This window comes from Haloferula sargassicola (assembly GCF_040362925.1).
Taxonomy (GTDB): Bacteria; Verrucomicrobiota; Verrucomicrobiia; order Verrucomicrobiales; family Akkermansiaceae; genus Haloferula; species Haloferula sargassicola.
Genome location: NZ_BAABRI010000020.1, coordinates 1 through 26,218, shown reverse-complemented (window position 1 = coordinate 26,218; position 26,218 = coordinate 1). Strand labels below are relative to the sequence as shown.

The following is a 26,218-nucleotide window of genomic DNA, read 5'->3' as shown; positions in this document are numbered from 1 at the left end:
TCAAGATATGGCGAGCCACACGTCCTCCATCTTGCGCCAGGCCGCGGAGTTGTCCGGCGAAACCGACCGCTGGGCCCTCGCCACGCTGGTGCAGGTCACCGGCAGCGCCTTGCGTCGGCCCGGCGCGCGCATGCTCATCTCCGACGACGGTCGCCTGCGCGGTTGTCTCAGCGGCGGATGCCTTGAGCCGGAAATCGCCCGCCGCGCGAGCGAGGTCATCGCCACCGGCCGAGCCGCGCTGCTCGAGTTCGACACCCGCCGCCACTACGGCTGCGATGGCACCATCGTCATCCTCATCGAGCCCTTCCCCGCCGCGCTCATCGAAGCCGGCCGGCTCGCCGCCGCGCGGAAATCTTTCCAGCTCGCCACGCCGCTCCAGGCTTCCTCCTCACTTCCAACACGCATCCTGTGCGAGGGCGAAAGCGGCGCCGATTGCTTCGTGGAGAGCGTCGATCCGCCCATCCGACTCCTCGTCGCCGGTGCCGGCACCGATGCCCTCCCGCTCGCCCGGCTCGCCACCGCGCTCGGATGGGATTTCACCTATCTTCTCGCTCACGATGACGTCCCGCCCGACCCGCAGGCCGACCTCCTCCGCGGCGAACCCGGCCAGTCCGAGATCGAGATCGACGCCCGCACCGCGGTCATCGTCATGACCCACAAGTTCGGTCGCGACGTCGCCTGGCTCACCCAATTCCTCGCCGCCGCGCCGCCCTACCTCGGCCTGCTCGGCAGCCGTCGCCGGGGCTCGTCCATCCTCAACGAGCTCGTTTCGCAGTCGCCCGATCTCATCGACGTCCTCGACGCCGTCCGCACCCCGATCGGCCTCGACCTCGGCGGCGAAAACCCCGAGGACATCGCGCTTTCCATCTGCTCCGAAGTCCAGGCCGCCCTCGCCGGTCGCGAGGCCCGACCGCTCTCCGAAGGCAGCGCGCCCATCCACGGCCGCACCGAGGTTCCCGCATGAAAACCGCCGCCATCGTCCTCGCCGCCGGCGGATCCTCGCGCCTCGGGCGACCCAAGCAACTCGTCGTCCACGAAGGCGAAGCGCTCCTCGCCTCGACCGTCCGCAAGATCGACGAGGCCGGCTTTTCACCCATCCTCGTCGTCCTCGGCGCCAGCGCCGATGCCTGCCGCAAGGTCCTCGAAGACGCCCCCGTCGAAATCGTCCACCACCTGAGCTGGCGCGAGGGCATGGGCAGCTCGCTCGCCGCCGGATCACAGGCCCTCGTCGCCGACCACCCCGAGGCCGAGGCCACACTCGTCGCCCTCTGCGACCAACCCCGCCTCACCACCGACCACTACCGCAAGCTCCGCGAAGCCACCCCGCCGGTCGCCACGATCTACGACGACCACCGTAGTTGTCCCGCCGTCTTCCCGCGCGAGTCCTTTTCCCAGCTCACCGCCCTGCAAGGTGATGCCGGCGCCCGCCACCTGCTGCGCGGCGCGGAGTCCATCCACGAAATCCCGGCCCCGGAAGGTGCCCTCGACCTCGACACCGAGGACGACCTCAAGCGTCTGGAAGGAGCTTGAGCGAACGCCTCCCGCGCCGACACACTCCGCCCGTGGATCGCCTCATCTCCACCGCCGAAGCCGACGCCCTCATCACCGCCGCCGTCCCCGCGGTCACGGCCGAGCGCGTGCCCTTGGCCGAGGCCCTCGGCCGCACCCTCGCCGCCCCCATCCTCGCCGATCGCGACCTCCCGCCCTACCCGCGTTCGATGATGGACGGGATCGCCTTCCACTCCTCCAGCGCCCAGCCGCTCGCCATCCAAGGCCTCCACGCCGCCGGCGATCCTCCCCCAGCTCCCCTTCAGCCCAACCACGCCTGGGAAATCATGACCGGCGCCAGCGTCCCCGCCGACTGCGACACCGTCATCCCCTACGAGGACCTTGAGTGGCTGCGGCGGCCCGCCGCAGGCCGTGGTAGCGGCGGCCCGCCGCAAACCCAGATCCAAGCCGCCTACCATCCCGGCCAATTCATCCACCCCACCGGCAGCGACGCCAAAGCCGGCGACATCCTCATCCCCGCTGGCCGCCTCATCGGCCCCGCCGAAATCGCCATCGCCGCCTCAGTCGGCGCGACCCACCCCGAAGTCGCCGCCCGCCCCCGCATCGCCCTCATCACCAGCGGCGACGAAGTCGTCCCTCCCGACGCCGCTCCCGAACCCTGGCAAATCCGCGCCTCCAACGGCCCGATGCTCGAAGCCGCGCTCCGCCAGCTCGGCCACGCCGCCGTTTCCCACCACATCCCCGACGAACCCGAAGCCGCCCGCGCCACTCTCCACCGAGCCCTCGACACCGCCGACCTCCTCATCCTCTGCGGCGGCATCTCGAAGGGCAAAAAGGACCTCATCCGCCCGCTGTTAGAGGAAAGACTCGGCCCGCCCGCCTTCCACGGCGTCCGCCAGCGCCCCGGCAAGCCCCTCGCCTTCTGGCCCGGCCCGCCCACCGTCTTCGCCCTCCCCGGCAACCCGGTCTCCGTCCTCGCCACCTTCACCCGCCACGTCATCCCCTTCCTCATCCGCCGCGAAGGCCGCGAGCCGCACCACCCGAAGCGCTTCCTCCCCAAAAACACCGAGCCCCTCCCCAAGTTCGCCTGGTTCCTCGCCCTCGACGCCGCGGGAAATCCCTTGCCGCCCCGCAATTCCGGCGACTTCGTCTCCATCTCCGGCCTCACCGGTTTCCTCGAAATCCCTCCCTCCTCCGACTTCACCCAACAGCCACTCTCCTTCTTCCCCCTTTATCCTTTTTCCTAGTCCCTTTCACCTCCCATGTCCCTCTCCCACATCAACGACTCCAACCAGCCCGGCATGGTCGACGTCTCGGCGAAAAACATCACCCCCCGCGCCGCCACCGCCGAGGCTTTGGTCCACGTCAACGAAGCCGTCGCCGCGCAGTTCGACGGCACCGATCTCGTCTCGAAAAAAGGCCCCGTCTTCCAGACCGCCATCCTTGCCGGCATCATGGGCGCCAAGCAAACCAGCAACCTCATCCCGCTCTGCCATCCGCTGCCGCTCGACAGCGTCAAGATCGACATCACCTTCACCGACCACACCGCCACCATCCGCTGCACCGCCAGGACCACCGGCAAAACCGGCGTCGAAATGGAAGCGCTCACCGGCGCCAGCATCGCCGCGCTGACCCTGCACGACATGTGCAAGGCCCTCGATCCCGCCATTACCATCACCCAGGTCCGCCTCGTGGAAAAAACCGGCGGCAAGTCCGACTTCGGGGGAAAAGCTGAAACGCTGAAAAGCTGAGATGCTGAAATCAAGAACCAGCTCACTTTCGCGTCTCCAGCTCTTCTCCTTTCAGCTTTTCAGCGTTTCAGCATTTCAGCGTTTATGAAATCCCTCATCCTCGCAGGCGGCCGCAGTCGTCGCATGGGCCGCGACAAGGCCGGCATCGAGCGTCCCGACGGCATCCGCCAGCTCGATCACCTCATCGCCCTCGCCCGTTCCGTTACGGAAGACGTCGTACTTTCGACCAACGATCCGCAGCTCGCGCCCGACGGCATCCCGACCCTGCCCGACCTCCACCCCGGCAGCGGCCCGCTCGCCGCGCTCGAGGCCTTCCACGCCGCGCACCCGACCGAGCCCGTCCTGCTGCTCGGCTGCGATCTATTCCTCCTCGACGCGGAAACCGTCCGCCATCTCATCGCCGGACGCGATCCTTCGGCGACCGCCACCTGTTTCACCAACCGCATCGACGGCCGACCCGAGCCCTTGTGCGCCATCTTCGAGCCCGGATCGCTGGAACACGTCGCCGACGTCGTCGCCCGCCAGAAGCTCTGCGCCCGCCATTTCCTCGAAGCCCTCGATCCGGCGGTCCTCGAACTCCCCAACCCCGTCGCCCTCGACAACGCCAACACCCCCGCCGACCTCGATGAAGCCTTCGCCAAGCTCCGGCACGGTGCCTCATCGAAGCCGGTGAAGATCCTCTACTTCGCCAAGCTCCGCGAAGCCCGCGGACTCGATGAGGAAAGCGTCGAAACCCTCGCCTGCACCGCCGGCGGACTCTACGAAGAGCTCCGTTTCCGCCACCGCCTCCCGCTCGAACTCGACGCCCTACGCTGCGCGAAAAACGGCGACTTCTGCGACTGGTCCACCCTCATCGAACCCGACGACGAAATCGTCTTCATCCCCCCCGTCGCCGGCGGATAAAAAAATGGAGCACAGGCGTCCCGCCTGTGAACCCCAGCAGCCCTGATGCCCTTCACCCTCCAATCCACCCCCCTCGACCCGCAAGCCCTCCGCGACGCCGTCCTCGACCCCGCGGCCGGCGGCTTCTGCTCCTTCGAAGGCTGGGTCCGCAATCACCACGAGGGCCGCTCGGTCGACCGCCTCGAATACGAGGCCTACGCCCCGCTCGCCGAGAAAGAGGGACAGCGCATCCTCGACGAAGCCCGCGAGCGCTTCGGCATCCTCCACGCCGTCTGCGCCCACCGCACCGGCCCCATCGAAATCGGCGGCCTGGCCGTGGTCGTCTGCGTTTCCTCCCACCACCGCGACGTCGCCTTTGAGGCCTGCCGCTACATCATCGACGAAGTGAAATCCCGCGTGCCGATTTGGAAAAAGGAACACTTCACCGATGGCACCAGCGGCTGGGTTCGTTGCGATCATTGTGCGGATTCCGGCCATGCCCCCTGAAGACTGCGCCTTTTTTATTAAAGATTTATTGATTATTTAGCAAAATTTTACTAACAGCCCGGGTGCCCCGCTAATGCACCCCACCGAACTCCCCCGTTCGGTTCTCCTGCCCCTCCGTCTCCTCCTCATGGGCTCCTGCGCATCCCCGTGCGCAGGAGTCACCGTGTGGATTGCTGGCTCGCAAGGAGGATCGATCGACTCTTCCGCGCACTGGTCGTCCGGCCTTCCCGGGTCGAACCAGACCGGCATGCTGTCGGGTGAGGACCAAGCCACGATCCAGCAGCATGACGATCTGGATGGCTTTTCGATCGAGTTTGTAGGTCGGTCGCACGTGAAATCCAACAGCCACGTCCGCGCTTCCTCCGCCACCGTCACGCTTTCCGAGGCAGCGGAGGTGGACATCAAGGGCGACCTGAGCCTGGGGGATGATTGGAACACGGGCACTTCGCACGTTCGGGTGGAGGACGCCGCCTCGCTCCGGATCGGGCAGGACTTAGTCGTGGGCGATCTGGCACGCGGGGCGATGATCATCGAGGGTGGCCTTGTGGATGTGGACCGGGATATGGAAATCGCCGGCGGCTGGGGAGGGATCGGCTCCGAAGTTCAGGCCGATGGAGGAATGCTCCGGGTGGGTGGCGATCTTTTCGTCGGCGAGACCATCACCGGCAGCCTGACGGTGGATGGAGGCATCGTGGTGGCCTCCAACGATCTCGTGATCGGCAAGGGCTCATCCACTGCCGGAAGCTATGTGGTTCTTGATGCCGGGTCGATTCAGGCCTCCTCGATCACCGTGGGAAACCAGTCGACCGCTACTTACAGCCAGACGGGAGGAGTGTGTACCACGGGTGGCACCATCAAGGTCGGTGCTTCCTCCTCGGCGGGAAACTCAAGCCTGACCCTTACGGGCGGAACCTTGGAGGGCGGTGCCTTGGAAGTCGGCCACGGGAATGCCGCCCACTTTTCGCAAAGCGGCGGCTCCAGTCATTTCCATGGTTCGGTCACCTTCGGAGTCCAGAATGGATACCATTCCACCTTCCATCTCTCCGGAGGGAGCTTTTCGACGGACGGAAATCTCGGCCTCAACACCTCCACCGTGTCCATCCTCAGCGGAGGACAGGCCCGGATCGGCGGCAATGTGGTGGTCGATTCATGGGGGACCTCGCTCCAGCTCTCCGGTGCCGATTTAAACGTCGCCGGAAATCTCGTCACGAGCCAAGGAGCCGGCGTGGTTCAGACCCAGGGTGCGGCCCGCATCACGGGAGACGTGAGGATGGGTTCCGGCTACTCGACTTACCAGCTTCTGGGCGGCTCGCTTGCCGTCGGCGGCACGCTGACCAACCAGGGAGATGCCTCCCGCTTCGAGTGGCGAAGTGGCGGCACGCTGGCCGCCTTCGAGTCCGGCGGCACGATTCACGCTTCCGGCGCTTTTGTCGGCGGCCCCGGGGCGGTTCTCGACCTCAACCAGGAACTCGAGGTCTTGTCGATTTCCGGCACGCTGATCCTGGACGGATTGGTGATCGACGGCTACGACCTCCAACTTGGCTCGCGGGTGACCCAGGCCATCGAAACCGGAACGATCACCCTGATCGCCGCCAACGCGATCGCCGGCACCTCGGTCTCGCTCCTCGGATTCAGCAGCGACATCGGACGTCAAATCCAAGCTGGCGAGGTCTTCGACGCCGCCAGCGAGGCGGTCTGGTGGTTCGATGTATCCAGCGACAGCGTCGATCTTTTCTGGAGTGTTCCGTCCGGAGTTGTTCCTGAGCCCGGCCCCCCGATGCTGCTCGCATTTGCGGCTCCATTTCTGCTTCGCCGCCGGCGGTGAAATTGAGGGCTGCCCGAGATCCAGCTAACACGAAAAAGCGCCCGCGGGCTGACCCACGGGCGCTGGAATTTCTGAGCGAGCGTCGGAGCGATTACTCCTTGTCCTCGGCGGCCTCCGCTTCCTCCTGGGCGGGAGCGTCCTCCGCCGGCTCGTCGGCCTTTTTCTTGGCCTTCGGCTTCTTGGCTGGCGCTTCCTCGGCCTCGACTTCGACCGGAGCCTCATCCTCGGCCTTCTTGGCCTTGGACTTCTTGGCCGGCGCTTCGGCAACCTTGGCTTCCACCGGGGCGACGTCTTCCGCAGGAGCTTCCGCGGATTGGTCGACCCACTCGATCACGGCCATCGGCGCGGCGTCGGTCATGCGGGCGCCGAGCTTGGTGATGCGGCAGTAGCCCCCTTCGCGCTTGGCGGCGAGCGGAGCGACTTCTTCGAACAGCTTCTTCGCGACGTCCTTGTGGCGCAGGAAGGCGACGGCCTGGCGGCGCGCGTGCAGGTCACCCCGCTTGCCGAGCGTCACCAGCTTTTCCGCCACCGGGCGGAGAGCCTTGGCTTTCGCAAGGGTCGTGCGGATGCGACCGTGCTCGATCAGGCTGCAGGCCAGATTGGCGAGGAGCGCCCGACGGTGGTCGGCGGTGCGCTTCAGTTTGACGGTTTTGCTACGGTGTCTCATCGGGTGTTTCCCTTCCTAAATTATCAGTCGTCGAGGTTCTGGGCGATCAGGTCGGCGAGCCCGACCGGAGCCTCGTCTTCGACACCCAGGCGCGGCGCCGGCGCGGCACCCACCGGACCGGTGAGCAGCGACGGATCGAGCGACATTCCCAGGCCGAGGCCGAGTTCGGACAGCTTGTCCTTGATTTCGTTGAGCGACTTCTTGCCGAAGTTGCGGTACTTGAGCATTTCCGCCTCGGTCTTCATCGCGAGCTGACCCACGGTCGTGATGTTCGCGTTGTTGAGGCAGTTGGCGGCGCGGACCGAGAGTTCGATCTCGTTCACCGACATGTTGAGAAGTTTCTTGAGCGCGGCGTTTTCCTCGCTCGCCTCGGCCGGTGCTTCCTCGAAGGAAACGGCGTTCTCATCATAGTTGACGAACACGTCGAGGTGGTGGCGGAGGATTGCCGAGGCTTGCAAGAGCGCGTCCTGCGGGGTGATGCGGCCGTCGGTCCAAATGTCGAGGACCAGCTTGTCGAAGTCGGTCATCTGACCCACGCGGGTCGCATCGACGCCGTATTTCACGCGGGTCACGGGCGAGAAGATCGAGTCGATGGCGATGACGCCGATCGGCTGGTCCTTGCGCTTGTTTTCATCGCCGGTGGAGAAACCACGGCCGACGCGGACCTCGAATTCGCAGTCGAACTTCACCTTCTTGTCGAGGTGGCAGATGACCTGATCCTTGTTGACGACCTCGTAGTGGTTGTCCTCCTGGATGTCACCGGCGGTCACCACGCCTTCCTTTTCGACCTTGAGATTCAGGATGCGGGCTTCCTTGTCGTGGTGTTTGAACTTCACCTTCTTGAGGTTGAGGATGATGTCGGTGACATCCTCAACCACGCCGGGGAGGCTCGAAAATTCGTGCTGCACGCCCGCGATGCGGACGGAGGTGATGGCGGCGCCTTCGAGGGATCCGAGGAGCACGCGGCGGAGCGAGTTGCCGAGCGTGTGGCCGTAGCCGCGTTCGAAGGGTTCCGCCACAAACTGGGCGTAGACGTCGGAGGCGGTTTCCTCGTTGCGAACGAGGCGGTTCGGGATCTCGAAGCGAGACAGTGTGGTCGTTGACATGGTGGATTCGATGTGCCGGGTTTCCCTTCGGTGCGCAGTGGAGGAAATGACTGGGATCACCCCCCTCCGGAGGACCAACGGCGGTTCGGTTGGATCGCGCGGGCGGGGACTAAAGGGGACGTCTTCGGGATTGGCAAAGCAAATTTTCCGCGCTACGCGTGATTTTTCCCGCCTCCAACAATGCCCCTGCCCGCGGCTCCAACAGAATTTCAAAATCCAGTCGCGTTCTGGATCCCGGGTGTTACGTTAAGGCGTGAAAGCCGCGTCCTCTACCCAATCACCCGCGATGAAATCCAAGCGGAACCTGACCCGGTTCACCTACGAGAACACCGCCTTCCAAGGCTGGCGCCTGTGCATCAGTCGTGGTGGTGCGACCTTCACCAAGTATTATTCCGACAAGCAATACGGCAGCGGAAAGAAAGCACTGGATGCTGCCGAAGGAGCCTTGGAGGAGGTGAAGGACGTCATTTCCCGTTCCCGCAGGGTGCAAGGAAAACTCAGCGACTCGACAGTCCGGAAGATCGAGAAGATCCTCTCGAAGTCCTGACCGTCCATGCCGAGTTCCCCTCCCCCCTCCATCCACTGGTTCCGCCGCGACCTCCGCATCTCCGACAATCCCGCCCTGCTGCAGGCCTCCCGGTCCGCGGACGCGGTCGTGCCCGTTTATATTCCGAGCACCTGGCAGGAGCATCACTCGTGGACCGGTCCCAACCGGCAATCCTTCCTTTGCCAGTCGCTCGCAAGTCTGGCCAAGAATCTCGAAACCCTGAGAGGCCGCTTGATCTGCCGCTCCGGTGACCCGATCCGGGTTCTCGAAAAACTGGTCCGCGATACCGGGGCAACGGCCATTCATTTCAACCGCGATCCGGATCCCCACGGTCAGGGGGTGGAGAAGAAGCTCCAGGCGGCGTGCGTGGAATGGGGAATCGAGTGCCACGGCTTCCACGAGCATACGCTTCACGGACCCACCGAGGTGCTGACAAAATCCGGCGATCCCTATCGGGTCTATACCCCTTACTCGAACAACTGGCTTTCCCTGCCCAAGGCAGAACCCGCGGGAAAGCCGGGCATGCTCAACACGCCGGCGGACATCGACTCCGAGGAGGTTCCCGACCTCGGTCACTGGGGTTTGCCCAAACCGGCCGAGGGCATTCTCGAAGGGGGCGAGCGGGCGGCGATCGAGCGACTGAACACCGCGGTGGCCGAGCGGATTTCGGACTACGGGGAAAAGCGCGACATTCCCGGCACGGCCGGCACCTCGCGCCTCTCGCAGGACCTCCGCTTCGGGCTCCTTTCCATCCGCAAGGTCTTCACGGAGGTGAGCAAGGCCCTCGGCCGCGCTCGCTCCGCCTCCAGCAGGAAAAGCATCGAGACCTACATCAAGGAGCTCGCCTGGCGGGAATTCTACATGGCAATCCTCCACCACTATCCGCACGTGCTGGAGGAGGAGTTCAATCCGGACTGGCGTGGACTCCCGTGGGATGAGCCCGGCGATCTTTTCGAGGCCTGGAAAAACGGGCTCACCGGTTTCCCGCTCGTGGATGCCGGCATGCGCCAGCTCCGCGAGACCGGCTTCATGCACAACCGTCTGCGCATGGTCGTCGCCATGTTCCTGACCAAGGACCTCCACCTCGATTGGAGACTGGGCGAAAGCTACTTCATGCAGCACCTGGTCGATGGCGAGATCGCATCCAACAACGGCGGCTGGCAGTGGTCGGCCGGGACCGGCGCCGACGCCGCTCCCTACTTCCGCATCCAGAATCCGTGGTCACAGTCCGCCCGCCACGATCCCGGGGGCGACTACATCCGGAAATGGGTGCCCGAACTCAAGGACGTGCCTGCCAAACGGCTCCACGAGCCCCCCGCCGACCATCGGCCGCTGGCCAAGGATTATCCGCTGCCCATCGTCGACCACAAGAAAGAGCGCGAGCGAACCTTGGCCATTTTCAAGAAGCACAAGGCCGCAAAGGGTTGACCGGGTCACGATTTTCTAACGCATGTCCGCCGCCCACGACCGCCTTTCCGGGATCATCCGCCTCTACGGGCGGGATGCCTTCGAGAAATTCCTTTCCTCAACCGTGTTGGTAGCCGGGATCGGCGGAGTCGGATCCTGGGTGGCGGAGAGCCTCGCCCGCAGCGGGATCGGCCACCTGATCCTCGTGGATCCCGATGACCTCTGCGTCACCAACACCAACCGCCAGATTCACGCCCTCGACGGAAATTTCGGCCGGGCCAAAGTCGATGCCATGGCCGACCGGCTGCGGGCCATCCATCCGGAGATCCGGATCACCCCCGTTGCCTCCTTTTATTCCGAACGCACCTCCGACGAGATCCTCGGCCTCGGACCGGATGCAGTGGTGGATGCCATCGATTCGCTTCGCGCCAAGTGCCACCTGCTCGCCGCCTGCCGGCAGCGCCAACTCCCCACCATCACCTCCGGAGCGGCCGGCGGCCGGACCGATCCGACCCGGCTGCGTGTCGATGACCTTTCCCGAAGCGGCCGCGATGCCCTGCTCGCCTCGGTCCGCCGCAAGCTGCGCGACGAGCACGGTTTTCCGCCCGCCGCGAGCAAGGGCGACCCCGAACCCTTCGGCATCCAGGCCGTCTTCTCCGACGAGCGCCCGGTTTATCCGACCTGCGAGGGTGGCACCAGCCACGAGCGACCCGCGAATCTCCCCGGGGCCATCGGTTGCGATGCCGGCTACGGCTCCTGCACCCAGGTCACCGCCGCGTTCGGGCTGGTCTGCGCGTCCAGGATCCTCGACCTCCTCCGTTAGATCGTTTCATCCGCTCCCGCGGGAAAAAATCCGTGCCCGCTGGCGCGCAACCTTCTAGTCGTTCTTCCAATGGCTCTGCTCGACGTCCGGCATCTCACCACCCGGTTCCATACCCGCAACGGCGTCGTCCACGCCGTCGAAGATGTTTCCTTTTCCGTCGAGCCCGGGAAAACCCTCGGCATCGTCGGCGAATCCGGCTCCGGCAAGTCGGTCTCCTGCTACTCCCTGCTCGGGCTGATTCCCCAGCCGCCGGGCCGCATCCACTCGGGGACGGCGGTTTTCGATGGGGTCGATCTTCTCTCCTGCGGGGAAAAGGCGCTCCGCGGCATCCGCGGCAAGCGGATCTCGATGATCTTCCAGGATCCGATGACCTCGCTGAATCCCTACATGCGAATCCAGGAACAGCTTACCGAACCATTGGAGATCCACGAACGCATGCGCGGAAAGGCCGCCTATCATCGGGCGGTTGAAGCGCTGGCCGAGGTCGGCATCCCTGATCCGGAAAAGCGGATCACCGCCTACCCGCACGAGTTTTCCGGGGGCATGCGCCAGCGGGTGATGATCGCCATGGCCCTGATCACCCGGCCCGAGCTGCTGATCTGCGACGAACCGACCACTGCCCTCGATGTCACGGTGCAGAAACAGGTGCTCGACCTGATCCGCGAGCGCCAGCGCAAGCTCGGCACGGCCGTGATTTTCATCACCCACGACCTCGAGGTGGTGTCGCAGGTTTGCGACAACGTGAACGTGATGTATGCCGGCCGCATCGTGGAAAGCGCTCCGAAGCAGGAGCTGTTCAAGCGTCCCCTCCACGCCTACACCCGCTCTCTTTTGCAGAGCATCCCGGCCCGTCATCGCAAGGGCGAGCCGCTTTACACCATCCCCGGCCTGCCGCCGGACATGTCCGACCCGCCTCCCGGCTGCGCCTTTCATCCGCGCAATCGCATTGGAAAACCCGAACTCTGCATCACCGACCGGCCGCCGGAGCTGGCGGAGATCAAGCCCGGGCACTACGCCCAGAAGTGCCCCGGCTGCCTCGCCTAGCCCAGCGAAGCCGCGGAGTTCGGAAAACGAAAAAGGCGAGGGTGACACCCCCGCCTTTTCCAGATCGGACCTGGGAACAACTCAGCTCGTCACCCGCATGGGCATGATGACGTAGAGGAAATTGCCGTCGATGCGGACCACGCCGGGGCTCATCTCGTCGATGAGGTCCAGATAGACCGTCTCCTCCTCGAGGTTCTGCAGCGGCGCCTTCAGGAACTCGGGGTTGAAAGCGATCTGGAGGTCGTTCGAATCGTAAGGGACTTCCATCGTTTCGCGGGCCTCGCCGACATCCGGCGAGTTGGCGGTGACCTCGACCTGGTTCGGCGTGAAGACCAGCTTCACCGAGTTCGACTTGTCCGAGGACAGCAGCGAGACACGGCGGACGGTCTCCAGCGTCGCTTCGCGGGGAAGCTCGACACGAATGCTGGAATCCCCCGGGATGACCTGGCGATAGTTCGGGTAGTTGCCCTCGATCAGCTTGCTGACCAGCAGGTGGTCGCCGATGGAAAAGGAAATCTGGTTGTCGCTCAAGCGGACCAGCACCTCGCCCTCGGTGCCAAGAAGCCGCTGGAGTTCCTGAACGGCCTTGGTCGGCACGATCACGTCGGCTTCCTGGCTGGCGGGGAATTCGAGGTCGCTCTCCACCATCGCCAGGCGCCGGCCGTCGGTCGCCACAAGCGTCAGCTTGCCCTCGCGGAACGAGGTGTAGATGCCGTTGAGCACATAGCGGGTCTCATCGGTGGAAATCGAATAGGCGGTTTTCTTCAGGCCATCACGCAGGAGCGACTGGGGAATGCGGTATTCCTTGGCATTTTCGAAATCGGGGAGCGGCGGAAAGTCGTCCTGCCCGAGGCCGATGATCTTGAAGAACGACGGACCGCACTGGATGGAGGCCACGTTTTTCGCATCCACCGAAATCTCCACCTCGCTGGCGGGGAGCTCGCGGATGATGTTGACCAGCCGCTTGGCGGGAAGCGTGGTCGCTCCCTCCTTGCTGACCGAGGCCTCCACGGAGCCGGTGATGCCCACGTCGAGATCGGTCGTGGTCAGCCTCAGGCGACCCTCTTCCGCAACCAGGAGAACGTTGGAAAGAATGGGGAGCGTGGTTCGGGTACTGACGACGTGTTGGACCTTCTGCAGCCCCTCCAATAGGGCTTCTTTGGAAACAGTGAACTTCATGGCTCGGGTACCGCCCCGATTTGTAGGACGGCGGGGCCATGCTCTCCGCATTTCCAAAGGCTTGGCAAGCCTTCGTTTGGAGAGAAAGCCCGCTTCCGGGGATCAGCGGGCCTCGCTGAATTTCAAAAACTTTCGGAAGTCCCTCAGCGTCTGAGTTCCGACTGGATGCGATCGATCCGGTCGCGCAATTCGGAATCGCTGTCGATCAGCGAGGTGACCTTCCGCACGGCGTGGATCACGGTTCCATGGTCCCGCCCGCCGAAGGCCTCGCCGATCTCGATCAGCGAACTCTTGGTCAGCGTGCGGCTGAGGTACATGGCCACTTGCCGGGGCCCCGCGATGCTCGCCGGCCGCCGGCGGCTGGTCATGTCGGCGAGGCGGATGTCGTAATGCTCGGCCACCATGCGCTGGATCGAATCGATCGTGACCTGCCTGACGTTTTCCTCACGGAAAAGATCGCGCAGCAGGTGTTCCACCTTTTCCACCGTCACCTGCTCGCCGGCCAGGGAGGCGTAGGTACCCACGCGCATCAGGCCGCCTTCCAGCCGGCGGACATTGGATTTCAGGCGCTCCGCGAGCAGGCGCAGGATCCCGTCATCGACCCGCACGCCCCACTCCTCGACCTTCTTGTGAAGGATGGCCAGGCGGGTCTCGAAGGCCGGCTGCTGGAGCTCCACGGTGAGGCCGCATTCGAAGCGGGAAACCAGCCGCGGCTCGAGTTGCTTGATTTCCGAGGCCGGGCGGTCGCTGGTCAGGATGACCTGGCAGTGACCGTCCATCAGCGTGTTGAAGGTGTGGAAGAACTCCTCCTGGGAACGATCCTTGCCGCCGAGAAACTGGACGTCATCGATCAGCATCAGCTCCGCGGTCCGGTACTTGTGGCGGAAACGGGAGAGATCGCCCTTGCGGACCGCCTCGATGAACTCGTTGATGAATTTTTCGCAGGTGAGATAGACGACCTTGGCTCCTTCCACCCGTTTGAGCCACTCCTGGCCGACGGCCTGCATGAGGTGGGTTTTACCCAGCCCCGGTCCGCCATGGATGAACAAGGGATTGAAGGCTCCGCCCCGGCCCTCGGCCACCGCTTCACAGGCGGCGTGGGCGAACTGGCTGTTGGCTCCCACCACGAAGGCATCGAATGCAAAGGAGGGATTCAATCCGGCCCGCTTCAGGCGCTTGTCGAAGACCAGCGGCACATCCGACGCCCGGGTTTCCGGGAACCAGTCCGAGGGCTTCGCGGCTTCCGCCGGGTCTGCCGCGGCGTCGGTCGGGACATCTTCGGTCGGTTCCACGACCTCGATCCGAACCTGCACCAGATGATCGCATACCTCACCTAACACCGACTTCAGTTCGTCCAGGTAGTTGGTTTCAATCCAGACCTGATGGATCTCGTTGGGAACCTCCACCGTGGCCACCCCGTCGGCCACCGGGCCGAGCTTCGCCGCCTTGAACCATCGTTCGAATGCATCGCCTCCCACCATCGGGCTCAAAAGTCCGCACGCCGAGGTCCAAACCTCCCTGCCGTCCTCCTTCGCTCCTACCTCCGCTTCGCTGCACACTCCCGCCGGTTCCATTGCTTTCTCCAAGTCTTTCGATCGTTCAATTCCTCTGGGTTTCACTCGCGGGTGGGGATTCGGGGTTCCGTCGCGAGACGACATGCCCCGGTTTACTCCCGCCGGGCGGTCGTCGGGAAACCGTTTTCTCGCCACTCTAACAGAACAAGGAAGGACGGTCGTTTCCACAAGGGTTCCACGCCGAATTTTTTTTAGAACTTGACCCGAAATTTGGTTCGTTCTCCCAAACTTTCAAGCTCATCTAAAATCCTTGGAAAAGCACTTAACCTGTTGATTTCCAGATGATTTTGAGCAAATAAGCCCCCTCGTTTTCACGTGACGCCCCCGTCACACGAGCTGGGGAGGCCGACGCTTCCCTCCCAAGATTCCTGAACCTCAGCTAGTTCCTTGCAAAACCCGTCCTACATCATTTTCGTACTCACCTTGGCGCGGCCGACCGTATGGCGCGGAGCGAGGAGAAAACCGAAGAGGAAGGTCACGACCGAAGTGACGGGCCAGGCCCAGGCATAGCACCAGAGCGGGACCGGTTTTCCCTCGGCGAGGGCGACGGGATCGAAGGTGTGCAGGGGGGCCAGCCAAGCGAGGGGCAGCCCGGCCTTTCCCCACAGGACCCAGAAGTCCGCCCGGATCAAGGCGACCAGAAGGAACGACACCGCCGCGCCGAGAGCAAGGCCCCGGATGCTGCCCCGGCCGAGCATGGCGCAGGCCATGATGCCGAGCAGCGGACCGACCGTGTAGCTGGTCATGCCGAAGGCCAGCGGCAGGATGGGGATGCCCTCTTTGGCCACGTTGAGCAGCAGCGTGAAGCCGGTCAGCGCCACGCCCCAGAAGATGACCAGCAGGCGCGACTTCCAGACGAGGTTGAGCCCTTCCAGCTCCTCGTCGGTGCGGTCCTCCGGATGATACATCATCGAGAGGGTGGTCTGGCTGAGCGCGGCAAGGATCGAATCGAGGCTGGAAATGGAGGCCGCAAACACGCCGGCGAGCAGCAGGCCGCTGATCCCGGTCGGCAGCACGGTGACGATCCACATCGGGAACACGTAGTCGTGCTCGCCGGGGAGAAGGACCTTGCTGCCGGCGATCGTTTCCCCTCCGGCCTTCACCAGCGCGGCCTCGTCCGCATTGAAGGGATGGACGTGGTAGTGGACGAAAAGCGCGGCACCGACCAGCAGCATCAGCAGCGTCAGAATCTGCCCGAAACAGCTGAAGACGAGCGCTTTCGAGGCATCCCTGGCGTTGCGACAGCAGAACATCCGCTGGGCGTTGAGTTGATCGACCCCGAAGGAGGTGAGATTCTGGAACGGCACGGCGATGATCGCCACCCAAAAGGTGAACTGCAGCTCGGCGCGGAAGCCGGGGGTGAAATCCAGCAGCTTCGTGCGACCGAATCCGCGCGCCGTTTCCCAGAACTCGCCCCACCCGCCCTGCAGGCTGCCGACGATCCAGACCAGCGCGATGACCCCGCCCAGGGCGAAGATCGCGAACTGCAGGACGTCGGTCCAGATGACCGTGCGCATGCCGCCCATCAGCGTCCAGCCGATCGCGAACACGCCGATGATCAGGATGCTGGTCTCGATCGGCATGCCGGTGACGACCTTGAGCGGGATGGCCGCCACCAGCACGCGGACGCTCTGGCCGAGGATGCTGCCGGCGGTGAAAAGCACGGTGGCCACCGATTTGGCCCCGCGCCCCAGGCGTCTCCCCATGTAGTCGTACGGGCTGTAGATTTCCTGCTCGTAATAGAGCGGCACCAGGTACTTCGCGACCACGAAGCGGGCGAGGATCGAGCCGATCGCCCACTGCAGGTAGGTGAAATTGCCCTCCATGGCGAACAACATGCCGGGCACGCCGATGAAGGTGACGCCGCTGATCTCGGTGGCGATGATCGAGCCGCTGACCGCCGGCCAGGGCAGTGAGCGCCCGCCGAGAAAGAAATCGCGGATGGTCGCCTGGGTGCCGCTCATGCGGTGGCCGATCCAGGTGCACAGCCCGAGGTAGCCGAAGAGCACCAACCAATCGATCCACGTGAAATGAACGGAAATCCCTGCAAGCGGCATGGCGGACCCTAGGAACCCCTGACCCGGTCCGTCCACGACGGATTTGCGCCCCGCCGGCCGGGCGTTCATGCTGTCCGCGTGCAACATCCCGAACTCGCCGCCCTGCTCCGCCGCCGGCTGGAGATCATCGCCGACCGCGACTGGTATGCCCGCGATCCCGCCGGGCACCTCGAGGCCCTGAAAGAGGTATCCGGGGAAATCACCGCCTGGCACGCGGCCCACCGCGGCACCCTCCCGGCCAGGCTCGAGCATTTCCTCACTGGCTGCTCCTACGACAAGGCGCTGAAATACATCGAGTCCGACAGCGGCTGACGGTCTTTTTCGAAATCAATCCCATACCGCTCTTGCCCCGCCGCGAGGGCGAAAGGTAGTCTCCGCCAGCTTGTCGGACTCACGCGGAACACACATCGTCGGCATCCTCCCAGCCCGCTGGGGGTCGTCCCGCTTCCCCGGAAAGCCCCTTCACCTCATCGCCGGCAAGCCGCTGATCCAGCATGTGTGGGAACGGTGCCGCCAATGCACCAAGCTCGACGCGCTGGCGATCGCCACCGACGACGCGCGCATCCAATCGGCCGCCGAAGCCTTCGACGCGCGGGTCATCATGACCTCGCCCGACCATCCGACCGGCACCGACCGCATCGCGGAGGCGCTCGGCTCGCTGCCGCAGGCCAGCCACATCGTCAACATCCAGGGCGATGAACCCCTGATCGAGCCGGCCTTGATCGACGAACTCGCCGCCGTGATGGCCGCCGACCCCGCCCTCGACATGGCCACCGCCGCCAACCCGCTCGATCCCGCCGATCCGGCCGTCCACGACCCGAACGTCGTCAAGGTCGTCACCGCGCTCGACGGCCGGGCGCTGTATTTTTCCCGTTCCCCGCTACCCTTTTTCCGCAATGCGGTGGACGGCCTTCCGGTCTACCGCCACAAGGGCATCTACGCCTACCGCCGTAGCTTTCTGGAAACCTTCGTCACCTGGCCGCCCTCGCCGCTGGAGCGGGCCGAGTCACTCGAGCAGCTCCGTGCGCTTGAAAACGGCGCCTCGATCCAGGTCATCCCCACCACCGACACCTCACCCGGCGTTGACACGCCCGAGCAGGCCCTCGAAATCGAAAGACTTCTCGCTGAATCCTGAAATCTAGCACCCTCGCAAACTTCCCGTGAAATTCATCTTCGTCACCGGCGGCGTCGTCTCCTCCCTCGGCAAAGGCCTGGCGGCCGCCTCGATCGGCACCCTGCTCGAACACCGCGGCCTCAAGGTGCTGATGCAGAAGTTCGACCCCTATCTCAATGTCGACCCCGGCACCATGTCGCCGTACCAGCACGGCGAGGTCTACGTGCTCGACGACGGCGCCGAGACCGACCTCGACCTCGGCCACTACGAGCGCTTCACCTCCGGCGTGCTCTCGCGGATGAACAACCTGACCTCGGGCCAGGTTTTCGACGCCGTGATCCGCAAGGAGCGCAAGGGCGAATACCTCGGCAAGACCGTCCAGTTCATCCCACACGTGACCGATGAGATCAAGGCACGCCTGCACAAGGTGAAGGACGACAACCCGGACGTCGACGTGCTCATCACCGAAATCGGCGGCACGGTCGGCGACATGGAGGGCCTGCTTTTCCTCGAAGCCCTGCGCCAGTTCGCGCTGGAGGTCGGGAAGGAAAACGTCTGCTTCATCCACGTCACCCTGCTGCCCTACATCAAGGCCGCGGGTGAGGCGAAAACTAAGCCCACCCAGCAGTCCGTGGCCAAGCTGCGCGAGATCGGCATCCAGCCGGACATCCTGATTTGCCGCACCGAGACCGACCTCGACGAGGACAGCCGGCGCAAGATCGCCATGTTCTGCAACGTCGAGCGCAAGAACGTGGTCGCCTTCCGCGATGTCGCCCACACCATCTACGAGTGCCCGCTCGACCTGCGGCGGGACAAGATCGACCGCCTGGTCGTCGACAAGATCGGCCTCGGCCACACGCCCTCACCGGCGCTGGAGGACTGGGAGACCTTCGTCCAGAAGATCATCAAGCCCCGCAACCGCACGGTCATCGCCGTGGTCGGGAAATACATCGAGCTGCAGGACGCCTACAAATCGATCTACGAGTCGCTGATCCACGCCGGCGCCCGCCACGACACCAAGGTGGAGATCGTCCGCGTCGAGGCCGAGGCCATCGAGCTGCGCGGCGCGGCCGATGCGATCGGCTCGGTCCACGGCATCCTCGTTCCCGGCGGCTTCGGCGACCGCGGCATCGAGGGCAAGATCCTCGCCGCTCAGTACGCCCGGGAAAACAAGATTCCCTATTTCGGCATCTGCCTCGGCATGCAGATCGCCACCATCGAGTTCGCCCGCGACGTGTGCGGCCTGGAAGGCGCGAACTCGACCGAGTTCGACAAAAACACGCCGCACCCGGTCATCTGCCTTCAAGAAGAGCAGAAGGGCGTCCAGGACATGGGGGCCACCATGCGGCTCGGCTCCTGCGAGAGCATTCTTTTCGCCGGCACCAAGGCCGCGGATCTCTACGGAGGCGTGGAACGGATCCACGAGCGGCACCGCCACCGCTACGAGTTCAACTCCGACTATCAGGACCGCCTGCAGAAGGCCGGATTGGTGATTTCCTCGGTCTCGGCGGAAGAAGGACTGGTGGAAATCGTGGAAGTCCCCGACCACCCCTACTACGTCGCCTGCCAGTTCCACCCCGAGTTCCAGTCGAAGCCCAACCAGCCCCACCCGTTGTTTTCGGGCTTCGTCCAGGCCGCGCTGGAGCACGCTCACCGCGAGCTGCACGCCTGATTTCGCTTCTCCCTTGCCAATCCCGAAAGCGGGCCTTAACACTCCCGCCCGCCCGCGGAACCCCGCGGCTCCGGCTCTTTCAGGACCCGTATTTCAACGGATAGAATGGCGCCCTCCGAAGGCGCAGATGCAGGTTCGATTCCTGCCGGGTCCGCCAGCCTCCGCCCATTTGGGGGAAGCTTCTTTTTGCGACCCGCATCCACGGGCCGCGGACATGAAAAAGCCCGACCTCATCGGTCGGGCGTTTCTTTTTCAGCTTCCCGCGAGCCGGTCCTTCAGCGAGGTCAGCTCCTTGCGCCACTCCTCGAACTCGCCCTCATCCTCCCACTGATCGCGCAGCTCGGAGGGCTCGTTGAAAATGCGGTCGACCACCTTGCGGGCGCGCTTGGCGCGGCTGGTGTCGGACTCGAACTCCTGCTCGTCGATCCACTGCTCCAGCGCATCGGTGTCCTCGGCGGTCGAGCCCGGCTGGCCGTTGATCCATGCCACCACCTCGGCGGCCGCAATCCCCTCCTCGCCCTGCTGTGCTTCGATGAAATCGTCGCCGGCGGCGAGGATGGACGAAAAGGCCTCGTCGATCATCTCCCAGCCGTTGGATTCCACCAGCTCGGCCAGCCAGTCGGCGGCGGTGTCATTTGCGAAAGCAGTCGTGTCCCATGAACCCATGGCCGTGTTTCAGCCTAGCGTTCCGGGCCTGTCAATCGTTGATGCGGATCTCTTCCGGGTCCCATGACACAGTGGGATATTCAAGATCCAGATCCTGCAGGGTGTCGGCGAAAAGCCGCCCCACCGCGAGGTTGCGGAACCACTTCCGATCGGCCGGAATCACATACCACGGAGCATGCCGGGTGCTGGTCTTTGAAATCAGGTCCTCGTAGGCGTGCTGGAACTCAGCCCACCGTTCCCGGTCGGCCAGGTCATCGGGCAGGAATTTCCAGTGCTTGTTGGGATTCCTGAGCCGCGCCTCCAGCCGGCGCTTCTGCTCGGCCTTGGAGATGTGGAGGAAGAGCTTGAGGATCGTCGTGCCCTCCTCGGCGAGCATCTGCTCGAAATCGGTCACGTGGCGGTAGCGACGTTTCCATACCTCGTCCTCGTAGAGCTTCTTCACCCGCACGGCGATGATGTCCTCGTAGTGGCTGCGATTGAAGACGGTGATGCCGCCGCTGCGCGGCACGTGGGGGTGGATGCGCCACAGGAAATCATGAGCCAGCTCCTCCTCGGTCGGCTTCTTGAACGACTTCACGGTGATGCCCTGGGGATCGACCGAGGCGAACACGCTCTTCACGCAGCCGTCCTTTCCGCCGGTGTCCATGGCCTGGATGATCACCAGCACGCGGTGCTTGCCCTGGGCGTAGAGGACCTTCTGCTGGGCCTTGATTTGAAGGGCGATCTCCGCGAACAGCGCCTCGCCGTCCGACTTGCTGCCGTCCGGAAAAATCGAAAGGTCATCCGCCCCCTTTTCCGTGAGCTTCACCTTGCCGCCTTCAGGGACGAGGAATGCTTTCCGCGGGTCACCCAATTTCATGCCCGGCCATGCTTGCGGGCGTGCTGCTGGCTTGGAAAGAACCAATTGCCCGAATGGCACCCTGTCACATTTTCGGCGTTGCATGAAGGGGGCTCCGCGGCACTCTCAGCCTCTGATGTCCGCTCCGGCTCCGCCCGAATCCCACCCCGCTCCCCCGCCCTCCGTGGTCATCCACATCGGCGCCAGCTCGGTCTCGATGCTGATCGCGGAGATGCTCGACGACGGCACCCGCGAGCCCGTCGATTTCCTCGAACAGCCCGCTCCCCTGGCCCGCGACATTTTCCGCCATGGCGAGATCACCGGAGAAACCATCGAACGGATCGTCACCATCCTCGAAGGCTTCGCCGCCACCGCGCGGGAGAACGGCATCCAGCTCGATCATTCGGTGCGCGCCGTGGCCACCAACATCCTCGTCGAGGCCTCCAACCACGAGCGTTTCCTCAACCGCATCCGCATCGCCTGCGGCCTGTCCGTGGTGCCGATCGATGACGGGGAAATGACCCGCCTGATCTATCTGAAGACCCGCCGCCGGCTCAACGACATGCCGCCCATGCAGCGGCCCAAGGCCCTGGTCATCCACGTCGGCCCCGGCAACACCCGCGCGCTGCTGTTTGAAGATGGCGCCATTTCCCGCTACACCTCCTACCGCATGGGCGCCCACCGCACCCGCGAGGCGATCGAGGGCTCCCACAATGGCGGCCCGGCGATGCTGCGGGTGATCCGTGAAAGCGGCTCCGCCAACCTCACCCAGCTCCGTTTCGACTACGTCGATGTCAAGGTCGATGCCTTGGTGCTGATCGGCTACGAGATCCAACAGATCGCCGGCTTCCTGACCGATGGCAAGGGCGCCTCCTCGCAGAAGCAGCTCCGCCGGGTGGCCCGCCAGGCGGCGGAAATGAGCGATCTCGAGCAGGTCCAGCACTTCCAGATCGACTACCAGACCGCCGAGGCCCTCGTGTCCTCGCTGGAAACCAACCTCGCCATCGCCGAGGCGCTCGACACCGAGCAGATCTACATCCCCTCGAGCGAGTATGAAAAGGGCCTGCTGCTCGACCTCCTCGTCTCGGCCAACCTGACCGACTCGCTCGACCGCGAGGTGCTCCGCTCGGCCCGCATCCTGTCGTCGCGCTACCAGTCGGACCCCAGCCACGGCGAGCACGTCGGCCGCATCTCCCTCCACCTTTTCGACCAGCTCCAGCAGCTCCACGGGATGGGCCCGCACGATGCCTTGCTGCTCAAGGTTTCGGCGATCCTCCACGAGGTCGGCACCTACGTCAGCCCGCGCGCCCACCACAAGCACTCGGAGTACATCATCCTCAACAGCGAGATCTTCGGCCTCGACCGCCGCGACGTCACCATCATCGCCCTCGTTTCCCGCTACCACCGCCACTCCGGGCCGAAGCTCGACCACCCGAACTACGCCGCGCTCGATCCCGCCGACCGCATCCTGGTCTCGAAACTCGCCGCCATCCTGCGCGTCGCCGACGCCCTCGAGCGCACCCACGCCCAGCGCGTGCGGGACATCATCGTCTCCCACGACAAGCACCGCCTCAGCCTGCGCCTGCCGGGCGTCAGCGATGTTGCCGTCGAGCGCCTCGCCATGCAGGGCAAGGGCGACCTTTTCGCCGAGGTCTTCGGCCTCGACGTCATCATCGAAGATCCAGCCTGACCCCTTCCCATGCTTCCCTACCTCAACCGCGAACTGTCCTGGCTGGAGTTCAACCAGCGGGTCCTCAACGAAGCCCTGCGGCCGGACCTGCCACTGCTCGAGCGCCTCAAGTTCCTCGCCATCACCGCCTCGAATCTCGACGAGTTCTTCCAGGTCCGCGTCGGCGGCCTGATGCTGATCCGCCGCAGCGGACGCCAGCGCAAGGACCTCTCGGGCATGACGCCGAACCAGCAGATCCAGGCCATTCGCAAGCGCGTCCTCACTTTCCTCGACGACCAGTATGCGCTGCTCTCCGGCACCCTGCTGCCGGAGCTGGAAAAGCAGGGCCTGCTGCTGTTGCCCATCGACTCCCTCGACTCGGTCCAGAGCGAGCAGGTGTCCGCGCATTTCCACTCCCATGTCGGCCCGCTGCTCACACCGCTGGCGATCGATCCCGACGGTCCGCCGCCGCAGATCCCGGCCCTCCAGATCACCCTCGCCTGCCGCCTGGTCGATGACGAGACCGGCGAGGTCCGCCATGCGCTGGTGCCGATTCCGGAAAACATGAACCGCCGGGTGCCCGTCGAGTCGGATGCCGAATCGCAGGCCTTCGTGCTGATCGAGGAGGTCGTCGCCCGCCATGCGGGATCGCTCTTTCCCGGGGAAACGCTGGCCGCCACCGCGGTGTACCGGGTCACCCGGAATGGCGACATCGCGGTGCAGGAAGAGGACGCCATCGACCTCGCCGGCGAAATGGAGGACGTGTTGGCCGCGCGCAAGATCGCCGACACCGTGCGGCTGGAGCTCGGCACGCCGATGCCGCGCGACCTTTCGAAAGTCATCCAGGACCTGTGCCACGCCACCGCCGCGGAAACCTACCGCTGTCCCGGACCGCTCGGACTTTCCGGGTTCATGGACCTGGCCTTCGCGCCCGGCTTCGATCACCTGCGCGATCCCGACTGGCCCGCCCAACCCTCGCCGGACATTCCACCGACCGAGCCCGTTTTCGAGGCCATCAGCCGCGGCGACATCCTCCTCCACCACCCTTACGAAAGCTTCGAGCCCGTGGTCCGCTTCCTGGCCGAGGCCGCGACCGATCCCGACGTGCTGGCGATCAAGCAGGTCCTCTACCGCACCGCCAAGAACTCGCGCATCATCGATGCCCTCATCCGCGCCGCGGAAAACGGCAAGCAAGTCACCGTGTTGGTCGAGCTGAAGGCGCGCTTCGATGAAGCCCGCAACCTGGTCCGCGCCGAGGAACTCCAGCGCGCCGGTGCCCAGATCGTCTACGGCGTGAAGGGCCTTAAAACCCACGCCAAGATCTGCATGGTGGTCCGCCGCGAGGCCGGCCGGCTGCGGCGCTACGTCCACCTCGGCACCGGCAACTACAACGAGTCCACGTCCCGCCTTTACACCGACATCTCGCTGCTCACCTGCCGGCCGGAATACGGCGCGGACGCCTCGCTGTTCTTCAATGCCGTCACCGGCCGCTCCAAGCTCCTGCGTTTCCAGCGCCTGGTCCCCGCGCCGACCGCCATGAAGCCGCGGCTGCTGTCCCTCATCGCCTCCGAGGCCGAGCGCGCGCGCCAGGGCGAGCCGGCGAGGATCATCGCGAAAATCAACTCGCTGCAGGACCCCGAGATCATCGCCGCGCTCTACGACGCCTCCGCCGCCGGCGTGAGCATCCAGCTCAACGTCCGCGGCATCTGCTGCCTCAAGCCCGGCAACTCCAAGCGGCAGAAGAACATCCAGGTGGTCTCGATCATCGACCGCTTCCTCGAGCACGCCCGCATCCTGTATTTCCATAACGGCGACGACCCCGAGGTCTTCATCGCCTCCGCCGACTGGATGGGTCGCAACCTCGACCGCCGCGTGGAGCTGATGGTTCCGGTCGAAGACAACCGCGCCCGCCGCCGGCTGATCAAGACCCTGGAAACCTACTTCCGCGACAACACCCAGGCCTCCCGCATCCTGCCGGACGGCAGCTCGGAGAAAATCAAACCCGCCCAAGGCGAAAAGCCCTTCCGGGCCCAGGAGCACTTCTATCGCGAGGCCCGCCGCTCGGCCAAGGCCCGCGAGCACGAGCGCGCCATGCGCTTCGATCCCCACCTCCCCCCGGAGTAAAAAAACGGAGCGCCCGCCATCGAGCGCCGGCCATGGAGCGCCGATTATGAAATCGGCACGCCTCACCCCAAGACCCACCCACCCCCTCGATAGACAGCCCCCAACCGCTATCTCCCATCTCCCATCTCCCATCTCCCATCTCCCATCTCCCATCTCCCATCTCCCATCTCCCATCTTCACCCATGACCATCGAACCCGCAGGAAATCTCCACTCGCAATGGGGCGAAGGCCCGCTCTGGCATCAGGACGCCCTCTACTACGTCGATATCGAAGGCCACCAAGTCCACCGTTTCACCCCGTCCACGGGTGAGGAAAAGTCCTGGAACGTCGGCGAGCGCGTCGGCACCGTCGTGGTCCGCGATTCCGGCGGTCTCGTCATCGCCGGCGACAGCGGCTTCCATTTCCTCGATCCCGAAAGCGGCGAACTCACCGACATCGCCGATCCCGAGCCGGACAAGCCCGACAACCGTTTCAACGACGGCAAGTGCTCGCCCGACGGCCGCTTTTTCGCCGGCACCATTTCGCTCGTCAAAAAAACCGGCGACGCCCGCCTCTACCGGCTCGACCACGACCTCTCGGTCCACGAGGTGTTCGGCCCCGTCACCAATTCCAATGGCATCGTCTGGAGCGCCGACGGTCGCACCTGCTACTACATCGACACCCCGCGCAGGGAGGTCCTCGCCTTCGACTACGCCGACGGCCACCTCAGCAACCTGCGTGGCGTCATCGACACCTCCGCCATCGACGCCTCGCCCGATGGCATGACGATCGATGCCGACGGCAACCTGTGGATCGCCTTCTGCCACGGTGCCTGCGTCGCCTGCTACTCACCGGACACCGGCGAGCAGCTCCGGCGCGTCGACCTGCCGTGTTTGGAAACCACCGCCTGTGCCTTCGGCGGGCCGGACCTGTCCGACCTCTACATCACCACCGGCGTCCACAAAACCGAGGTCGAGGCGCTGGCCGGCCGTCTCCTCATCATCAAGGGCCTCGGCGTGAAAGGCCTGCCCGCGCACAGCTTTGGGGGGTGAGATCGGAGATGGTAGATCGTAGATGGTAGATCGTAGATGGCAGATGGTAGATCGTAGATGGTAGATGGTAGATGGTAGATGGTAGATGGTAGATGGTAAATGGTAGATGGTAGATGGTAGATGGTAGATGGTAGATGGTAGATGGTAGATGGTAGATGGTAGATGGTAGATGGTAGATGGTAGATGGTAGATGGTAGATGGTAGATGGTAGATGGTAGATGGTAGA

At 64.5% G+C, this 26,218-nt stretch carries 24 protein-coding genes and 1 tRNA gene; 18 read left to right on the top strand and 7 right to left on the bottom strand.

Annotation, left to right across the window (positions count from 1 at the left end; genetic code table 11):
* The first annotated feature begins 7 nt into the window (after positions 1 to 7).
* The 7 genes from ABXH26_RS16265 (at position 8) to ABXH26_RS16235 (ending at position 6,474) form a co-directional block, all read left to right on the top strand.
* Positions 8 to 964 (top strand): XdhC family protein, encoded by a 957-nt coding sequence (locus ABXH26_RS16265; protein WP_353568152.1) that lies wholly within the window; start codon positions 8 to 10, stop codon positions 962 to 964.
* Positions 961 to 1,530: a nucleotidyltransferase family protein gene (locus tag ABXH26_RS16260; protein ID WP_353568151.1), complete on the top strand. Its 570-nt coding sequence runs from the start codon at positions 961 to 963 to the stop codon at positions 1,528 to 1,530. Before ABXH26_RS16265 ends, ABXH26_RS16260 begins: the two co-directional genes overlap by 4 nt.
* 32 nt (positions 1,531 to 1,562) lie before the next feature.
* The gene (locus ABXH26_RS16255; protein WP_353568150.1) at positions 1,563 to 2,756 is read left to right on the top strand and encodes a molybdopterin molybdotransferase MoeA; all 1,194 of its coding nucleotides are present in this window, start codon (positions 1,563 to 1,565) and stop codon (positions 2,754 to 2,756) included.
* A gap of 15 nt (positions 2,757 to 2,771) precedes the next feature.
* Positions 2,772 to 3,260, top strand: coding sequence for a cyclic pyranopterin monophosphate synthase MoaC (moaC, locus tag ABXH26_RS16250; protein WP_353568149.1), 489 nt, complete (start codon positions 2,772 to 2,774; stop codon positions 3,258 to 3,260).
* An 84-nt stretch (positions 3,261 to 3,344) separates the two neighbouring features.
* Positions 3,345 to 4,163 carry an NTP transferase domain-containing protein gene (locus ABXH26_RS16245; protein ID WP_353568148.1) on the top strand — a complete coding sequence of 273 codons (819 nt, stop codon included), beginning with the start codon at positions 3,345 to 3,347 and terminating at the stop codon, positions 4,161 to 4,163.
* Between the two features lie 45 nt (positions 4,164 to 4,208).
* Positions 4,209 to 4,649: a molybdenum cofactor biosynthesis protein MoaE gene (locus ABXH26_RS16240; RefSeq protein WP_353568147.1), complete on the top strand. Its 441-nt coding sequence runs from the start codon at positions 4,209 to 4,211 to the stop codon at positions 4,647 to 4,649.
* A gap of 247 nt (positions 4,650 to 4,896) precedes the next feature.
* A complete protein-coding gene (locus ABXH26_RS16235) occupies positions 4,897 to 6,474 on the top strand; it encodes an autotransporter outer membrane beta-barrel domain-containing protein (RefSeq protein WP_353568146.1) in 1,578 nt (525 codons plus the stop codon).
* A gap of 91 nt (positions 6,475 to 6,565) precedes the next feature.
* On the opposite strand, the gene rplQ is transcribed toward ABXH26_RS16235, so the two are convergent.
* Together rplQ and ABXH26_RS16225 are read right to left on the bottom strand one after the other, a co-directional pair.
* Positions 6,566 to 7,141: a 50S ribosomal protein L17 gene (gene rplQ, locus ABXH26_RS16230; protein WP_353568145.1), complete on the bottom strand. Its 576-nt coding sequence runs from the start codon at positions 7,139 to 7,141 to the stop codon at positions 6,566 to 6,568.
* A 23-nt stretch (positions 7,142 to 7,164) separates the two neighbouring features.
* Positions 7,165 to 8,247 carry a DNA-directed RNA polymerase subunit alpha gene (locus ABXH26_RS16225; protein ID WP_353568144.1) on the bottom strand — a complete coding sequence of 361 codons (1,083 nt, stop codon included), beginning with the start codon at positions 8,245 to 8,247 and terminating at the stop codon, positions 7,165 to 7,167.
* Positions 8,248 to 8,533: 286 nt separating this feature from the next.
* Between ABXH26_RS16225 and ABXH26_RS16220 the strand changes: the two genes are divergently transcribed.
* From ABXH26_RS16220 to ABXH26_RS16205, 4 genes are all read left to right on the top strand, one after another.
* Positions 8,534 to 8,794, top strand: coding sequence for a hypothetical protein (locus ABXH26_RS16220; protein ID WP_353568143.1), 261 nt, complete (start codon positions 8,534 to 8,536; stop codon positions 8,792 to 8,794).
* Between the two features lie 6 nt (positions 8,795 to 8,800).
* Positions 8,801 to 10,222 carry a cryptochrome/photolyase family protein gene (locus tag ABXH26_RS16215; protein ID WP_353568142.1) on the top strand — a complete coding sequence of 474 codons (1,422 nt, stop codon included), beginning with the start codon at positions 8,801 to 8,803 and terminating at the stop codon, positions 10,220 to 10,222.
* Positions 10,223 to 10,244: 22 nt separating this feature from the next.
* Positions 10,245 to 11,024 (top strand): tRNA threonylcarbamoyladenosine dehydratase, encoded by a 780-nt coding sequence (locus ABXH26_RS16210; RefSeq protein WP_353568141.1) that lies wholly within the window; start codon positions 10,245 to 10,247, stop codon positions 11,022 to 11,024.
* A 69-nt stretch (positions 11,025 to 11,093) separates the two neighbouring features.
* Positions 11,094 to 12,068, top strand: coding sequence for an ABC transporter ATP-binding protein (locus tag ABXH26_RS16205; RefSeq protein WP_353568140.1), 975 nt, complete (start codon positions 11,094 to 11,096; stop codon positions 12,066 to 12,068).
* Between the two features lie 81 nt (positions 12,069 to 12,149).
* Here the strand turns inward: ABXH26_RS16205 and dnaN are convergent, their stop codons facing one another.
* From dnaN to ABXH26_RS16190, 3 genes are all read right to left on the bottom strand, one after another.
* Complete coding sequence (dnaN, locus tag ABXH26_RS16200; protein ID WP_353568139.1) at positions 12,150 to 13,247, bottom strand: DNA polymerase III subunit beta; 1,098 nt, start codon at positions 13,245 to 13,247, stop codon at positions 12,150 to 12,152.
* A 143-nt stretch (positions 13,248 to 13,390) separates the two neighbouring features.
* On the bottom strand, positions 13,391 to 14,821 hold the full coding sequence (gene dnaA, locus ABXH26_RS16195; protein WP_353568221.1) for a chromosomal replication initiator protein DnaA: 1,431 nt from the start codon (positions 14,819 to 14,821) through the stop codon (positions 13,391 to 13,393).
* A gap of 401 nt (positions 14,822 to 15,222) precedes the next feature.
* Positions 15,223 to 16,878, bottom strand: a complete 1,656-nt coding sequence (locus ABXH26_RS16190) for a sodium:solute symporter family transporter (RefSeq protein WP_353568138.1) — start codon at positions 16,876 to 16,878, stop codon at positions 15,223 to 15,225.
* Between the two features lie 78 nt (positions 16,879 to 16,956).
* Here ABXH26_RS16190 and ABXH26_RS16185 point away from each other — a divergent pair, with 78 nt between their 5' ends.
* The 4 genes from ABXH26_RS16185 (at position 16,957) to ABXH26_RS16170 (ending at position 19,821) form a co-directional block, all read left to right on the top strand.
* A complete protein-coding gene (locus ABXH26_RS16185) occupies positions 16,957 to 17,190 on the top strand; it encodes a hypothetical protein (RefSeq protein ID WP_353568137.1) in 234 nt (77 codons plus the stop codon).
* A gap of 70 nt (positions 17,191 to 17,260) precedes the next feature.
* Positions 17,261 to 18,013, top strand: coding sequence for a 3-deoxy-manno-octulosonate cytidylyltransferase (kdsB, locus tag ABXH26_RS16180; protein ID WP_353568136.1), 753 nt, complete (start codon positions 17,261 to 17,263; stop codon positions 18,011 to 18,013).
* Between the two features lie 25 nt (positions 18,014 to 18,038).
* The gene (pyrG, locus tag ABXH26_RS16175; RefSeq protein ID WP_353568135.1) at positions 18,039 to 19,664 is read left to right on the top strand and encodes a CTP synthase; all 1,626 of its coding nucleotides are present in this window, start codon (positions 18,039 to 18,041) and stop codon (positions 19,662 to 19,664) included.
* Positions 19,665 to 19,746: 82 nt separating this feature from the next.
* Positions 19,747 to 19,821, top strand: a tRNA-Arg gene (locus tag ABXH26_RS16170).
* Positions 19,822 to 19,916: 95 nt separating this feature from the next.
* Here ABXH26_RS16170 and ABXH26_RS16165 read toward each other — a convergent pair.
* Entirely contained in the window at positions 19,917 to 20,330 is a 414-nt protein-coding gene (locus ABXH26_RS16165) for a DUF4259 domain-containing protein (protein WP_353568134.1), read from the bottom strand.
* 31 nt (positions 20,331 to 20,361) lie between these two features.
* The gene (locus ABXH26_RS16160) at positions 20,362 to 21,189 is read right to left on the bottom strand and encodes a PPK2 family polyphosphate kinase (protein WP_353568133.1); all 828 of its coding nucleotides are present in this window, start codon (positions 21,187 to 21,189) and stop codon (positions 20,362 to 20,364) included.
* Between the two features lie 115 nt (positions 21,190 to 21,304).
* Here ABXH26_RS16160 and ABXH26_RS16155 point away from each other — a divergent pair, with 115 nt between their 5' ends.
* The 3 genes from ABXH26_RS16155 to ABXH26_RS16145 all read left to right on the top strand — a co-directional run bounded on the left by ABXH26_RS16155 (position 21,305) and on the right by ABXH26_RS16145 (position 25,992).
* Entirely contained in the window at positions 21,305 to 22,858 is a 1,554-nt protein-coding gene (locus ABXH26_RS16155; RefSeq protein ID WP_353568132.1) for a Ppx/GppA phosphatase family protein, read from the top strand.
* A gap of 9 nt (positions 22,859 to 22,867) precedes the next feature.
* Positions 22,868 to 24,961, top strand: coding sequence for a polyphosphate kinase 1 (gene ppk1 / locus ABXH26_RS16150; RefSeq protein WP_353568131.1), 2,094 nt, complete (start codon positions 22,868 to 22,870; stop codon positions 24,959 to 24,961).
* Positions 24,962 to 25,143: 182 nt separating this feature from the next.
* A complete protein-coding gene (locus tag ABXH26_RS16145; RefSeq protein WP_353568130.1) occupies positions 25,144 to 25,992 on the top strand; it encodes an SMP-30/gluconolactonase/LRE family protein in 849 nt (282 codons plus the stop codon).
* The last annotated feature ends 226 nt before the right edge of the window (positions 25,993 to 26,218 follow it).

Bases quoted from the DNA above. Each gene is read 5' to 3' on its own strand.
- ABXH26_RS16160 (WP_353568133.1), bottom strand. From the start codon at position 21,189: ATGAAATTGGGTGACCCGCGGAAAGCATTCCTCGTCCCTGAAGGCGGC.
- ABXH26_RS16190 (WP_353568138.1), bottom strand. From the start codon at position 16,878: ATGCCGCTTGCAGGGATTTCCGTTCATTTCACGTGGATCGATTGGTTG.
- ABXH26_RS16145 (WP_353568130.1), top strand. From the start codon at position 25,144: ATGACCATCGAACCCGCAGGAAATCTCCACTCGCAATGGGGCGAAGGC.
- ABXH26_RS16210 (WP_353568141.1), top strand. From the start codon at position 10,245: ATGTCCGCCGCCCACGACCGCCTTTCCGGGATCATCCGCCTCTACGGG.
- ABXH26_RS16235 (WP_353568146.1), top strand. From the start codon at position 4,897: ATGCTGTCGGGTGAGGACCAAGCCACGATCCAGCAGCATGACGATCTG.
- ABXH26_RS16260 (WP_353568151.1), top strand. From the start codon at position 961: ATGAAAACCGCCGCCATCGTCCTCGCCGCCGGCGGATCCTCGCGCCTC.
- ABXH26_RS16165 (WP_353568134.1), bottom strand. From the start codon at position 20,330: ATGGGTTCATGGGACACGACTGCTTTCGCAAATGACACCGCCGCCGAC.
- dnaN (WP_353568139.1), bottom strand. From the start codon at position 13,247: ATGAAGTTCACTGTTTCCAAAGAAGCCCTATTGGAGGGGCTGCAGAAG.
- ppk1 (WP_353568131.1), top strand. From the start codon at position 22,868: ATGCTTCCCTACCTCAACCGCGAACTGTCCTGGCTGGAGTTCAACCAG.
- ABXH26_RS16220 (WP_353568143.1), top strand. From the start codon at position 8,534: ATGAAATCCAAGCGGAACCTGACCCGGTTCACCTACGAGAACACCGCC.
- dnaA (WP_353568221.1), bottom strand. From the start codon at position 14,821: ATGGAACCGGCGGGAGTGTGCAGCGAAGCGGAGGTAGGAGCGAAGGAG.
- moaC (WP_353568149.1), top strand. From the start codon at position 2,772: ATGTCCCTCTCCCACATCAACGACTCCAACCAGCCCGGCATGGTCGAC.
- ABXH26_RS16205 (WP_353568140.1), top strand. From the start codon at position 11,094: ATGGCTCTGCTCGACGTCCGGCATCTCACCACCCGGTTCCATACCCGC.
- ABXH26_RS16240 (WP_353568147.1), top strand. From the start codon at position 4,209: ATGCCCTTCACCCTCCAATCCACCCCCCTCGACCCGCAAGCCCTCCGC.
- ABXH26_RS16155 (WP_353568132.1), top strand. From the start codon at position 21,305: ATGTCCGCTCCGGCTCCGCCCGAATCCCACCCCGCTCCCCCGCCCTCC.
- rplQ (WP_353568145.1), bottom strand. From the start codon at position 7,141: ATGAGACACCGTAGCAAAACCGTCAAACTGAAGCGCACCGCCGACCAC.
- ABXH26_RS16245 (WP_353568148.1), top strand. From the start codon at position 3,345: ATGAAATCCCTCATCCTCGCAGGCGGCCGCAGTCGTCGCATGGGCCGC.
- ABXH26_RS16215 (WP_353568142.1), top strand. From the start codon at position 8,801: ATGCCGAGTTCCCCTCCCCCCTCCATCCACTGGTTCCGCCGCGACCTC.
- ABXH26_RS16225 (WP_353568144.1), bottom strand. From the start codon at position 8,247: ATGTCAACGACCACACTGTCTCGCTTCGAGATCCCGAACCGCCTCGTT.
- ABXH26_RS16265 (WP_353568152.1), top strand. From the start codon at position 8: ATGGCGAGCCACACGTCCTCCATCTTGCGCCAGGCCGCGGAGTTGTCC.